The sequence below is a fragment of the Halomonas sp. ABH4_019 genome, assembly GCF_056159885.1.
Map to the genome: position 1 here is coordinate 309,563 of NZ_JBSWWC010000003.1, position 13,094 is coordinate 322,656.

The window sequence follows — 13,094 nt, forward strand, 5'->3', positions numbered from 1 at the left end:
GAATCGGCGCTCCCCCGGAGACCACGGAACCCTGTGATGGCGGGCGACGCCCCGCCAGGCGAGATGCTGTCAGGCGATCCGGCCATAGGCCGGGGCCGCAAGGAGAGAGGGAGAACGCTATCAAGCCGCTGTTCTCGCATGGATCGGTGCCGGGCTATCGCATGCTGCTGTGTGCGTTTCTCGCCGTTGCCCTGATGTTCGCCGACCTGCGTTTCTCGCGCATGGAGCCCGTGCGGGCCCAGCTGTCGACCCTGGTGGCGCCCATCCAGCGGCTGGTCAGCCTGCCCAGCGACGCCCTCAACTGGGCGTCGCTGGCGTTTTCCGACCAGCGCGAGCTGCTCGACGAGAATCGCCAGCTGCGCGAGCAGATCCTGACCCTCTCGCATCGCGTCCAGCGCATGGCCAGCCTGACCGCCGAGAACGTGCGGCTGCGCGAGCTGCTCGATGCCACCCGCGAGCGCGACATCCCCTTCATCACCGCCGAGCTGCTGTCGCTGGACCCGGACCCCTTCAGCCACCGCATGGTCATCGATCGCGGCCGCCGCGACGGCGTGTTCGTCGGCCAGCCGGTGATGGACGCCGCCGGGCTGGTGGGGCAGGTGACCTCGGTGTCGGCCTATGCCAGCCGGGTGCTGCTGGTGGCCGACGCCAGCCATGCGCTGCCGGTCCAGGTCAACCGCAACGGCCTGCGCTTCGTCATCCAGGGCACCGGCCAGTACGAGACCCTGAGCGTGCTGCACGTGCCGGATACCGCCGATATCCGCGAGGGCGACCTGCTGATGACCTCGGGGCTCGCCGGGCGCTTCCCGCCGGGCTACCCGGTGGCGCGGGTCACCGCCGTGGTCCACGACCCGGGCGAGCCCTTCGCGCGGGTCGACGCTCGTCCCGTGGCCCAGCTGCAGCGCGCCCGCCATTTCCTGCTGCTGTTTCCGCCCGAGCCGCCCGAGGCCCCGGGTCGGGGGGGATGGACGGCCAGCCTCGACCGGACCGCCGTGGAGGCCGCGCTGCAGATGATCGGTCCCCTCGAGGAGGAAGAGTGATGGCGACGCGTCCCGTGGCGAGCCTGCCCTGGATCTGGCTGACCCTGCTGCTGGCGCTGTGCCTGCAGGTGATGCCGCTGGCCGACGGCTGGCAGATCTGGCGGCCTGACTGGCTGGGCCTGATGCTGATCTACTGGTGCATGAAGGCGCCCCAGCGCGTCGGGGTTTTCCACGGCTTCGTGCTGGGCATCCTGCTGGATCTCCTCCAGGGCGCACCGCTCGGACAGAATGCTCTGCTGCTGTCGTTGCTGGCCTTCCTGTGCGCACTGGTCTACCCCCGCTTCCGGGCCTATTCGCTGTTCCAGCAGGCGGTGCTGATCCTGGTGCTGCTGGGCACGGTGCAGCTGGTCGAGCAGTGGCTCAGGACCCTGCTGGGGCCGTTCTCGATCCATCTTTCTTTCCTGCTGCCCTCGGTGATCGGAGCGCTGCTGTGGCCCTGGCTGACCACGCTGTTTCGCGCCTTCCGTCGCCGTCCCGCCGACAACTGAGCCCGGAGACATCCATGCCGAATGAGTCGAGCGCGCCGCTGATCCGTCTGGCCTCCGCCTCGCCGCGCCGCCGCGACCTGCTGGCGTCCATCGGGGTGCCGGTCGAGGTGCACCCGGTGGATATCGACGAGACGCCCGGCCCCGGTGAGGCGCCCGAAGCCTATGTGCGGCGCCTGGCCGAGGCGAAGGCCCGGGCCGGCGCGGTGGGCAGCGCCTTGCCGACGCTCGGCTCGGACACCGCCGTGGTGTGCGACGACGCCATCCTCGGCAAGCCTCGCGACCGCGAGCACGCCGCCGCCATGCTGCGCTCGCTGTCCGGGCGTGCCCATCGGGTGCTGACCGCGGTGGCGCTCGACGGGCCGTCCGGCATGTCGAGCCTCGGCGTGGCCACCCGGGTGGTGATGCGCGAGATCACGGAGACCGAGATCGCCGCCTACTGGGCCACCGGCGAACCCGTCGACAAGGCCGGCGGCTATGCCATCCAGGGCTTCGCGGCGATCTTCGTGTCACGCCTCGAGGGCAGCCATTCGGCGGTGGTCGGCCTGCCGCTGTTCGAGACCGCCGACCTGCTGGCCCGACAGGGGGTGCCGCTGTGGGGCGGACACTGAGCAACGAGTCGCACCAGGTCAGGGCTATGTCATAATGCCCCGAGTTTCCTCTGGACAAGGATTTCCGCATGAGCGGTGAAGTACTCATCAACCTGACCCCGATGGAGACCCGTGTCGCCGTGGTGGAGAACGGCGTGCTGCAGGAGGCCTTCATCGAGCGGGCCCGGCGTCGCGGTATCGTCGGCAACATCTACAAGGGCAAGGTGGTCCGGGTGCTGCCGGGCATGCAGGCCGCCTTCGTCGACATCGGCCTCGAACGGGCCGCCTTCATCCATGCCCACGAGGTGATGCCGCCGGGCACCCCGGCGGACGAGCAGGTCTCCATCGCGGCGCTGCTCCACGAGGGGCAGTCGCTGGTGGTGCAGGTCACCAAGGACCCGATCGGCTCCAAGGGCGCGCGCCTGACCACCCATCTCTCGGTGCCGTCGCGCTACCTGGTCTACATGCCCGACTCGCCTCACAACGGCGTGTCCCAGCGCATCGAGGACGAGCGCGAGCGCGAGCGGCTGCGCGAGCTGGTCGAGGAGGCCCAGGAGCAGCAGACGCTGGAAGTGACCGGCGGCTTCATCGTGCGCACCGCCGCCGAGGGCGTCACCCAGGAGGAGCTGGCCGGCGACATGCACTTCCTGCTGCGGCTGTGGCGCAAGGTCAGCGAGCGCAAGGTCACCGCCTCGGCGCCCAGCGTCATCTACGACGACCTGCCGCTGTTCATGCGTACCCTGCGCGACGTGATGCGCGACGACATCGAGAAGGTGCGCATCGACTCCCGGGAAAACCACGTCAAGCTGGTGGAGTTCGCCGAGGAGTTCATGCCCGCGGCGGTGGAGCGCATCGAGCACTACGCCGGCGAGCGGCCGATCTTCGATTTGTTCAGCGTCGAGGACGAGATCCAGAAGGCCCTGGGCCGCAAGGTCCAGCTCAAGTCCGGCGGCTACCTGGTCATCGACCCCACCGAGGCGATGACCACCATCGACGTCAACACCGGCGGCTATGTGGGGCACCGCAACCTCGAGGAGACCATCTTCAAGACCAACCTCGAGGCCGCCACCGCCATCGCCCGCCAGCTTCGCCTGCGCAATCTTGGCGGCATCATCATCATCGACTTCATCGACATGGAGGACACCGAGCACCAGCGCCAGGTGCTGCGGATGCTCGAGAAGTCGCTGGAGCGCGATCACGCCAAGACCAAGTGCACCGGGGTCACCGAGCTCGGCCTGGTGCAGGTGACCCGCAAGCGCACCCGGGAGAGCCTGGAGCAGACGCTGTGCGAGGCCTGTCCCTCCTGCCAGGGCCGCGGCACCCTCAAGACCCCCGAGTCGGTGTGCTACGAGATCTTCCGCGAGATCCTGCGCGAGGAGCGGGCCTACAACGCCGAGACCTACACGGTGCTGGCCGCCCAGTCGGTGGTCGACCGGCTGCTGGACGAGGAGTCCGCGGCGGTGGCCGACCTGGAGGAGTTCATCGCCAAGACCATCCGCTTCCAGGTCGAGTCCCACTACTCCCAGGAGCAGTACGACATCGTGCTGATGTGAGCCCATGTCGAGGACTCGCCTGGTCATTCGCTGGTCCCTGACGCTACTGGCGGCGGCGCTCACCCTGGTGGCGCTGCTGACGCTGGTGCTGCGCCTGCTGCTCGGCCAGGTCGACCAGCTCACGCCGCGCCTCGAGGGGCTGCTGTCGGCGCGCTTCGATGCCGCGGTGACTCTGCAGGGTATCGACGGCGAGCTGGCCGGCCTCGACCCGGCCCTCGCGCTGCGTGGCCTGTCGCTGCGGGCGGGGCCCGACGGCGGCGAGCGGCCGCTGCTCGAGCTGGACGCCGCCCGGCTGAGGCTCGATGCCGCCGCCAGCCTGCGTGACGGCATGCCGGTGGTGGCCGATGCGCGGCTCTCCGGCCTCACCCTGCACCTCTACCAGGCCGAGGACGGGCGCTGGCGCTGGCCGGAGCCCGCCGACGTGCCCCCCGAGCTGATTCCCGAGAGCGAGTTCGATCTCGCGCGCCTGGACTTCTGGGTCGGCGTGCTGCTGCGCCAGCGTGCCTGGGCCGAGGACATCGAGCTGGTGCTGCATGGCCGCGAACGCGAGGCGGTGCTGGAGGCATCGCGGCTGCTGATGGTGGGCGATGACCGCCGCACCCACCTGGAGGGCCAGGTGCGCCTGCGCGGTCGCCCCGGCGAGGCCGCCACGGTGGTCATGGAGCTGGTGCCCGGGGAGGGCGGCCTCGACGACTTCGGCGCCGCCCTGCAGGCGGACATGAGCCTCGACAGCCTGACGGGGCTATCGTCGCTGTTCGGCATCGAGGCCTTGCCGCGGGTCTCGGAACTGGCGGGCGAGGCGCGGCTGTGGGGCCGCTGGACCCGCGGTCGCCTGGCCGACGCCCGGCTCGACGTCGCGGCCCCGCGGCTGGCCCTGCGCCAGCCCCAGGACGCCGGCGCGGCGCCGGGCATCGTGCTCGAGGACGTCAGCCTGCGCGGCCAGTGGCGCCGCGCGGCCCAGGGCGACGACTGGCAGGCCTGGTGGCAGACCGATGCCCGCCAGCTGTCCGGCCCCGAGGCCCCGGGCAGCGGTCGCCCGCTGCCGCGGGACTGGTACCTGAACGGCGATGGCCGGGACTGGTGGCTCACCACCGGTGCCTTCGATCTCGCCGCCCTGGCGGCCTGGCGGGAGCGTCTACCGTTGCCCGAGGCGCTGGCCCGCAGCGTCTCGGCGCTCGCCCCGCGGGGGCGGGTGAACGCCTTGGGTGTCGGCTATCGGGAAGGCGACTGGCGGGCGCGGGTCAGCGCCAGCGAAGTGGTCGTCGACCCCTGGCAGCAGGCGCCGGGCGGCGGGCCGCTGGACCTGTGGCTGACCGCCGACGGCGAGCGGGGCCGGGTGCGCTTCGTCGGGGGCGAAGGCACCGAGCTGGCCTTCCCGGAGGTCTTCGAGGCGCCGATGTCGCTGGCGCATGCCGGCGGCGAGGTGAGCTGGACCTACGACGGCCCGCGCAGCTTCGTCAGCGGCCGAGGGCTCGAGGTCGGCTGGCGTGGCGCCGAGGTGACGGGCGGTTTCGGCCTCTCGGTGGGCGGCCCGCAACGCGGTGGCTTCGGCCTGACGCTGGATTTCCGCGACGTGGACGCCCGCTCGCGACCGTTGACCGACTGGCTGCCCATGGTGCTGCTGCGCGAGGAAACGCCCGAGCTCGCCGAGTGGCTGGCCGGCGGCCTGGCCGGCCGGGTGCCGGAGGGCTCGCTGCGTCTCCACGCACCGCTGCGCCGGTCCGAGACCGGGCTGCCGGCCGTCGAGCCGTCGCTGAACCTCGACCTGACGGTGGAGGAGGGGCGGCTGCCCTTCGCCGACGACTGGCCGGCGCTGGACGACGTGGCCGGTCGCCTGCGGCTGCGCGACGAGACGCTCGAGGCCGAGGTGGACATCGCCCAGAGCCTGGGCATCCGCACCCGCGATGCCGAGGTGCGCCTCGAAGACGATCGACTGTCGGTCAGCGGGCCGCTCGTCGCCGACGCGCCGGCGCTGACGCGTTACCTCGCCGCGATGCCCGTGGACGGCATCGGGGCGGTTGCCGACTGGCAAGGCGAGGGAAGCGTCGAGGCCGATCTCGACCTCGAGATGGCGCTCGACGATGCCGACTCGCTGCGTCTCGACATCGCCGGCGACGCCGACCTGCCGCGCCTGACCCATTCGGCCAGCGGGCTGGTCTTCCAGAACATCACGGGACCGCTGGCCTGGCATCAGCGCGCTGAGTCGGGGTCTCTCGATGGCCGCCTGAGCGGGCGGCTGCTGGGCGGACCGGTCGGCGCCGAACTGGCTACCGGCGAGGGGCGTGTCGTGCTGTCGGGCACCGCCCGGCCCGAGGCACTCACCGAGCTGGGAGCGCCGGCCGGCATCGGCGAGGTGCTCGCCGGCCCGCTGGCCTGGCGCGGCAGCGTCGATCTCGATGCCGACACGCCGACCCTGAACCTGTCGAGCGAGCTGCGTGGTCTGTCCATCGACCTGCCGGCGCCGCTGGGCAAGGCGGCCGACACGCCGCGGGACCTGCGCCTGACCTTCGCCCTGGCCGAGTCCGGGCCCTGGTCGGGCCGCCTGGGCGCGAGCCTAGGCTGGCGCTGGCGCCCCGGGCGCGGCGGTCAGGGCCAGGCCTGGCTCGGGCGAGAGGCGCCCGCGACCTGGCCCGGCGAGTCCGGCTGGACGCTGCAGGCCTATCTGCCGCGTTTCGATGCCCGGGCCTGGGGCAGCGCCCTGAGGCCGCTGTCCGGCGGGGCGCTCGGCGGTTCCGCCGGCGGCTCGGGCCGCAGCCCCATCACCCATCTGATGCTGGATACCGATTGCCTGAGCGTCGAGCAGCGCTGCCTCGGCTCGATGATCGTCGAGGGCCAGCCGCTGTCCGGCGGCTGGGAGCTGGCGCTGGACGGCAGCCTGCTGGCCGGCCGCCTCGAGTATCGGCCGGACCTGGCGCGTCCCCTCGACCTGTCGCTGTCCAGCCTGCGCCTCGATGGCCTGCTGCCGGCCGATGTCGACGCCACCGATGTCGACGCCACCGAGGGCGGCGGACGGCTGCTCGACGAGCTCGAGGTGCCGCCGGCGCCGGCCGCCATGCCGGCCTCGCTCGGCGAGTTGCCGGCGGGACGGCTGAGCATCGACGAACTGCGCTATCAGGGGCGACCCTTCGGCCCGCTGAACGCCGAGTGGCGAGCCGAGCCGGATCGCCTGGTGATCGATCCGCTGGCGCTGACCCTTGGCGAGATCGAGGCCAGTGGCAACCTGGTGTGGGAGGCCACCGGACCCGAGGCCAGCCTGACCCGGGCGCGACTGGACGTCGACGGCCGCGACCTGGGCAGCGCCCTGGAGGCGCTCGGCCAGCCGGTGGCCATTCGCAACGCCGAGACCCGGGTCGACGGCCAGCTGGCCTGGCCCGGCGCGCCCTGGCAGTTCGCCCTGGCGCGCTCGCGGGGCAACCTGGCGGTCGAGCTGCGGGACGGGCGCTTCGTCAACCTGGAGTCGCCCTCGGCGCGGGTGGTCGGACTGCTCAACGTGGACAACCTGCTGCGCCGCCTGACCCTGGACTTCTCCGACGTTACCGGGCAGGGCACCGCCTTCGATCGTGTCAGCGGCGATGCGACCCTGTATGGTGGGGTGCTGGAGACCCGTGGACCGGTCGAGATCGATGGCCCGGCCACCCGCTTCACCCTCGACGGCAGCGTCGACCTGGCGCGGCGGGAACTCGACCAGCGCCTGGGCGTCACACTGCCGGTGAGCAACAACCTGCCCCTGGCGGCGGTGATCGCCGGGGCGCCGGTGGTCGGAGGGGCGCTGTTCATCGCCGACAAGCTGTTCGGCGACGCCCTCGACCGCGTGACCCGAATTCACTATCGCGTGGAGGGGCCCTGGACCTCGCCGCGCATCGCTCTGGAAAGTGCCGAATGACATCACACACGCAACCCCTGCTCGACCAGGCCGCCGAGGCGCTGCTGACGCCCGGCGGGCTCGATCTCGATGCCCTGGACGCCGGCCTCGGCCACGCCATGGGCGCCGGCATCGACTATGCCGACCTGTACTTCCAGCGCAGCTGGCACGAGGGTTGGGTGCTGGAGGACGGTGAGGTCAAGGAAGCCAGCTACAACATCGACGGCGGCGTCGGCGTGCGCTCCCTGGCCGGCGAGAAGACCGGCTTCGCCTACTCCAACCAGATCACCATGGACGCCCTGGCCGAGACCGGCCGTACCGCCGCCGGCATCGTGCGCAGCGGCCAGCGCCGGGACGTCGCGCCGCGGGTGGTGGCCGCGCCGGCCGCCCGCTATGCGGGCATCGACCCGCTGGCCGGGCTCTCCGCCGACGAGAAGGTCGCCATGCTCAAGGAGGCCGACCGCGTGGCCCGAGCCGCCGATCCCTCGGTGAGCCAGGTCAGCGCCTCACTGACCGGCGTCTACGAGGTGGTGCTGGTGCGTGCCAGCGACGGTACCCTGGCCGCCGACGTGCGCCCGCTGGTGCGCTTCAACGTCAGCGTCATCGCGGTGCGCGACGGCCGTCGCGAGCGCGGCAGCGCCGGCGGCGGCGGCCGCTATCCGATGTCCCGGCTGCGCGACGAGCAGGTCGCCGAGCGCTTCGCCAAGGAGGCGGTGCGCCAGGCGCTGGTCAACCTCGATGCCGTGGACGCCCCGGCCGGCCAGATGCCGGTGGTGCTGGGCGCCGGCTGGCCGGGCATCCTGCTCCACGAGGCGGTGGGCCACGGCCTGGAGGGCGACTTCAACCGCAAGGGCAGCTCGGCCTTCGCCGGCCGCATGGGCGAGCGCGTGGCCGCGCCGGGCGTGACCGTGGTCGACGACGGCACCCTGGCCGACCGCCGCGGGTCGCTGTCCGTCGACGACGAGGGCACGGCCACCCAGTGCACCACCCTGATCGAGGATGGCGTGCTCACCGGCTACATGCAGGACAAGCTCAACGCCCGGCTGATGGGCATGGCGCCCACCGGCAACGCGCGTCGCGAATCCTTCGCCCACCTGCCGATGCCGCGCATGACCAACACCTACATGCGCGCCGGCCAGGACGATCCCGCCGACATCATCAAGAGCGTCTCCCGCGGGCTCTACGCGGTGAGCTTCGGCGGCGGCCAGGTGGACATCACCTCGGGCAAGTTCGTGTTCTCGGCAAGCGAGGCCTACCTGATCGAGGACGGGCGGATCACCGCGCCGGTCAAGGGCGCGACCCTGATCGGCAACGGCCCCGAGGCCATGGGCCATGTATCGATGATCGGCCACGACCTGGCGCTGGATACCGGCATCGGCGTGTGCGGCAAGGAGGGGCAGGGCGTGCCGGTGGGCGTCGGTCAGCCGACGCTGAAGTTGGACGAGCTGACCGTCGGCGGCACCCAGTCGTAGCAAGGAAGCCGCTGCGCTCGACGAGGCGGTGTTGGCGGCGAACTCGCCATGCTCATTTAGGCGAACCTAAACTCCGCTGTCTCGTTCGCCGCCGCCTGGCCTCGTCGTCGCTCGCTGGCTTCGCGGGTCGGGAGATGCTGCGGGGCGAGCGTCAGAGCCCGGCGGTGTCGCGGATCAGCTTGAAGAGCCGGCGGGCGTTGGTCGGCGACTTGTCCTGGGCGCGCTCGCGGCGGGCGTTGCGGATCAGCTGACGCAGGGCCTGGCGGTCGACGTCGGGGTACTCGGCGATGAAGGCCTCGAGGGCGTCGTCTTCCTCGATGAGGCGGTCGCGCCACTGCTCCAGGCGGTGGAAGGCGTGGTCCCGGCGCAGTTGCTCGCGGTCCATCTCGTCGAACACCGCCTGGATGCCCTCGAGGTCCTCGCGGCGCATCAGCTTGCCGACGTACTGCATGTGGCGGCGGCGAGCCTCCCGGGCGCGGATGCGGCCGGTCTCCTCGATCGCCGCCAGCAGGTCGTCGGAGAGCGGGAAGCGGGCGCGTTCGGCCTCGCGCATGGCGATCAGCCGCTCGCCGAGCGCCTGGAGGGCATGCATCTCGCGCTTGAGCTGCGACTTGCTGGGCCGTTCGTCGGCCGGAGAGAAATCATCCTGGGTCATGCGGCGTCCTGGTTCGTGACAGTCGGGGCGTGGGGTATCGGCCCAGTATACCAGCCCGCCGCGCCGGGCTGGCCAAACGACCATATTGTGTATCGGCCCCTGGGTCGGTGAGTGAGGAGTCAAGACGATGACACAGGCTTTCGATGCCGTCGCCCAGCAGTCACTGCTGGAAACCCGCGCCGAGGCGGCCCTGGGCTTGGCCCGCCGGCTCGGCGCCGATGCCTGCGAGGTGGGCGCCAGCGTCGACCAGGGCGTGGGCGTCAACGTTCGCGAGGGCGAGGTCGAGACCGTCGAGCTGTCCCGCGATCAGGGCATCGCGGTGACCGTCTACGTGGGTAGCCGCAAGGGCAGTGCCTCGTCCACCGATGCCTCGGAGGCGTCGATCAAGGACGTGGTCGAGAAGGCCATGGCCATCGCGCGCTATACCGGCGAGGACCCGGCCTCGGGGCTCGCCCCGGCGGAACTGATGGCCCGCGAGCTTCCGGACCTCGACGTCCACCACCCCTGGGCGCTGTCCACCGAGCAGGCGATCGACCTGGCCCTGGCCTGCGAAGCGGCCGGCCGCGGCCAGGCGGGCATCAAGAGCTCCGACGGTGCCGGACTGTCCAGCGGCGAGGGCGTGCGCGTCTATGCCAACAGCCACGGTTTCCTGGGCAGCCAGCGCGGCAGCCGCCACTCGCTCTCCTGCATGCTGATCGCCGAGGACGAGCACGGCATGCAGCGCGACTACGACTACACCAGCGCCCGGGATCCCCGCGAGCTGCTGGCCCCCGAGGCGGTGGGCGAGAGCGCCGCCCGGCGTACCCTGCGCCGCCTCGGTGCCCAGCGCCCGGCCACCGGGCGGATGCCGGTGCTGTTCGATCCCGGCCTGGCCTCGGGGCTGGTCGGCAGTTTCCTCGGCGCCATCGCCGGCGGCGCCCTCTATCGGCAGGCCTCCTTCCTCTGCGATCGCCTCGGCGACACCCTGTTCCCCGAATGGTTCTCGCTGCAGGAGAAGCCGCGGCTGGTGCGCGGCATGGCCAGCAGCGCCTTCGACGGTGACGGCGTGGCGACCCGCGACAACGTCTTCATCGACCAGGGGCGGCTGGCCAGTTACATGCTGTCCGCCTACAGCGCGCGGCGTCTGGGCATGGAAACCACCGGCAACGCCGGCGGCGCCCGCAACCTGCGCCTCGATGCGCCGCTCGAATCCCAAGAGGCGCTGCTCGCGCGCATGGATCGCGGGGTGCTGGTCACCGAACTGATGGGCCAGGGCGTCAACGGCGTCACCGGCGACTATTCGCGCGGGGCGGCGGGCTTCTGGGTGGAGAACGGCCGCATCCAGCATCCGGTCGAGGAGTTCACCGTCGCCGGCAACCTGGCGGCCATGTTCCAGGGCCTGGTCGGCGTCGGCGACGACATCGATACCCGCGGCAGCATCCATACCGGCAGCTGGCTGATCGACGAGATGATGGTCGCCGGCAGCTGAGCCGGGCTTCGCCCGCTATAAGCCGGAACCGCCCGCTCCGCGGGCGTAAGCTGGAAGCTTGAAGAAAAACCGCCCCTAGGCACTTGCCATAGGGGCGGTTCGTTATACGCTGCCTTCCAGCTTCCAGCTTCCAGCTTCCAGCTTCCAGCTTCCAGCTTCCAGCTTCCAGCTTCCAGCTTCCAGCTTCCAGCTTCCAGCTTCCAGCTTCCAGCTTCCAGCTTCCAGCTTCCAGCTTCCAGCTTCCAGCTTCCAGCCTCCAGCTTCCAGCTGTCAGGCTTCCTCGTCGAACCTGGCCTCGAACAGCGCCTCCAGCGCATCGAGTACCGCCTCGCCGTCGTCGCCGTCGGCCTCCAGGGTCAGCTCGGTGCCGCAGGGCGCGGCGAGCATCAGCAGCGACATGATGTTGGCGGCGTCGGCCCGCTGTTCGCCGTGATAGACGGTGACCCGCGACGCGAAGGGTTGGCAGCACTTTACCAGGCGGGTGGCGGCGCGGGCGTGCAGGCCGCGCTTGTTGGTCAGGGTAAGCTTGCGGCTGGGCACGTGGCTAGCGGTCCTCGTCGGCGTTCGGGGCGGGGAGGGTGAGTTGCAGGCCGAGTTCGCGGTGACGCAGGCGCACCCCGGCATGGCGCTCGGCCAGGCGGCGGGACAGGCGTTCGGCGAGGTAGGTGGAGCGGTGCTGACCGCCGGTGCAGCCGATCGCCACGGTCAGGTAGCTGCGCTGGCTGGCCCGGTAATGCGGCAGCCAGCGCTCGACCCAGGCCAGGATGTCGTCGGCCATCTCGTCGACGACGGGATAGCCTTCGAGGAAGGCGATCACGCTGGCGTCGCGCCCGGTGGCGTCGCGCAGCCGGGGATCCCAGTAGGGGTTGGGCAGGCAGCGGGCATCGAACACGATGTCGGCGTCCAGGGGCACGCCGCGCTTGAAGCCGAACGATTCCACGGTCAGCGTCAGGCCCTCGCGGCGATGGCCGGCGACCTGGTCGGTGATGCGCCCGCGCAGGTCGTGGACCGAGAGCCGCGAGGTGTCGATCAAGAGGTCGGCGAGATCGCGGATCTCGGCCAGCGCCTCCTCCTCGCGGTCGATTGCCTCGGCCAGCGTCATCTCGCTGTCCCGGGTCAGCGGGTGGCGACGCCGGGTCGCGGAATAGCGCTCCAGCAGGATCCGGGCGTCGGTGGTCAGGTAGACCACCTGGCAGTGGATGTTGCGGGCCCGGACGTCTTCGAGCAGCGCGGGGAAGCGCTCAAGGGCGTGGGGCAGGTTGCGGGCGTCGATGCTCACCGCGATGGCGCTGCGCAGCGACTGGCCGCCGCTCAGCTCGTCCACCAGCGGGCCGAGCAGCATGGCCGGCAGGTTGTCGATGGCGTAGAAGCCGAGATCCTCCAGGGCCTGCAGGGCGATCGACTTGCCGGAGCCGGAGCGTCCGCTGATGATGACGAGTTGCATGACGGGTCTCCTGGTCGGGGCGGACGCGGGGCTCAGTCGCGTCCCTTGGCGGCCGGGGCCTGTCGTCGGATGGCCTCGAGGAGGCAGTCGTGGAGCTCGCGCTGGCTATCGGCGCGGCGCAGGGCGCTGCGGGTCTCGGCGTCGTTCATCACGCTGGCCACCTGGCCGAGCAGGGCGAGATGAGCGTCGTCGGCCTCCTCGGGGACCAGCAGCACGAACACCAGATCGACGGGCTCGCCGTCGATGGCATCGAAGTCGACCGGTTCGGCGAGCTTGAGGAAGCCGGCGATGGGCGCCTTGCAATGCGGGTTGCGGGAGTGGGGGATGGCGACCCCGTGCCCGATGCCGGTGCTGCCCAGGCGCTCACGCCCGATCAGCCGGCTGAAGACCTCCTGGCTGTCGAGGCTCGGGGTGTTCTGGGCAATGAAGGTGCTGAAGAATTCCAGCACCCGCTTCTTGCTCCCCCCGGGCACGCCGAACAGGGCGCGCTCGGGGGGCAGGATGGCTTCGAGTGACATTGGCGGC

General features: G+C 71.2%; 11 protein-coding genes. 7 read left to right on the plus strand and 4 right to left on the minus strand.

Annotation, left to right across the window (positions count from 1 at the left end; genetic code table 11):
* Positions 1-161: 161 nt before the first annotated feature.
* The 6 genes from mreC (at position 162) to tldD (ending at position 9,002) form a co-directional block, all read left to right on the plus strand.
* Positions 162-1,040: a rod shape-determining protein MreC gene (gene mreC, locus ACXAFN_RS13755; RefSeq protein WP_474989404.1), complete on the plus strand. Its 879-nt coding sequence runs from the start codon at positions 162-164 to the stop codon at positions 1,038-1,040.
* Entirely contained in the window at positions 1,040-1,528 is a 489-nt protein-coding gene (gene mreD / locus ACXAFN_RS13760; RefSeq protein WP_474989406.1) for a rod shape-determining protein MreD, read from the plus strand. Before mreC ends, mreD begins: the two co-directional genes overlap by 1 nt.
* Before the next feature lie 14 nt (positions 1,529-1,542).
* Complete coding sequence (locus ACXAFN_RS13765; RefSeq protein ID WP_474989408.1) at positions 1,543-2,136, plus strand: Maf family protein; 594 nt, start codon at positions 1,543-1,545, stop codon at positions 2,134-2,136.
* A gap of 68 nt (positions 2,137-2,204) precedes the next feature.
* Positions 2,205-3,668, plus strand: a complete 1,464-nt coding sequence (gene rng, locus ACXAFN_RS13770) for a ribonuclease G (RefSeq protein ID WP_474989410.1) — start codon at positions 2,205-2,207, stop codon at positions 3,666-3,668.
* 4 nt (positions 3,669-3,672) lie between these two features.
* Positions 3,673-7,551, plus strand: a complete 3,879-nt coding sequence (locus tag ACXAFN_RS13775; RefSeq protein WP_474989412.1) for a YhdP family phospholipid transporter — start codon at positions 3,673-3,675, stop codon at positions 7,549-7,551.
* Entirely contained in the window at positions 7,548-9,002 is a 1,455-nt protein-coding gene (gene tldD, locus ACXAFN_RS13780) for a metalloprotease TldD (RefSeq protein WP_474989414.1), read from the plus strand. Before ACXAFN_RS13775 ends, tldD begins: the two co-directional genes overlap by 4 nt.
* 151 nt (positions 9,003-9,153) lie before the next feature.
* Here tldD and yjgA read toward each other — a convergent pair whose 3' ends face one another.
* Positions 9,154-9,657, minus strand: a complete 504-nt coding sequence (gene yjgA, locus ACXAFN_RS13785) for a ribosome biogenesis factor YjgA (RefSeq protein ID WP_474989416.1) — start codon at positions 9,655-9,657, stop codon at positions 9,154-9,156.
* 127 nt (positions 9,658-9,784) lie between these two features.
* Here yjgA and pmbA point away from each other — a divergent pair, with 127 nt between their 5' ends.
* Entirely contained in the window at positions 9,785-11,125 is a 1,341-nt protein-coding gene (gene pmbA / locus ACXAFN_RS13790; RefSeq protein WP_474989418.1) for a metalloprotease PmbA, read from the plus strand.
* Positions 11,126-11,395: 270 nt separating this feature from the next.
* On the opposite strand, the gene ACXAFN_RS13795 is transcribed toward pmbA, so the two are convergent.
* The 3 genes from ACXAFN_RS13795 to ACXAFN_RS13805 are packed head-to-tail and all read right to left on the minus strand — an operon-like array spanning position 11,396 to position 13,087.
* Positions 11,396-11,665: an HPr family phosphocarrier protein gene (locus tag ACXAFN_RS13795; protein WP_474989420.1), complete on the minus strand. Its 270-nt coding sequence runs from the start codon at positions 11,663-11,665 to the stop codon at positions 11,396-11,398.
* Between the two features lie 4 nt (positions 11,666-11,669).
* Positions 11,670-12,569: an RNase adapter RapZ gene (gene rapZ / locus ACXAFN_RS13800; protein WP_474989422.1), complete on the minus strand. Its 900-nt coding sequence runs from the start codon at positions 12,567-12,569 to the stop codon at positions 11,670-11,672.
* 32 nt (positions 12,570-12,601) lie between these two features.
* Positions 12,602-13,087 (minus strand): PTS sugar transporter subunit IIA, encoded by a 486-nt coding sequence (locus tag ACXAFN_RS13805; protein WP_474989424.1) that lies wholly within the window; start codon positions 13,085-13,087, stop codon positions 12,602-12,604.
* Positions 13,088-13,094 lie beyond the last annotated feature (7 nt).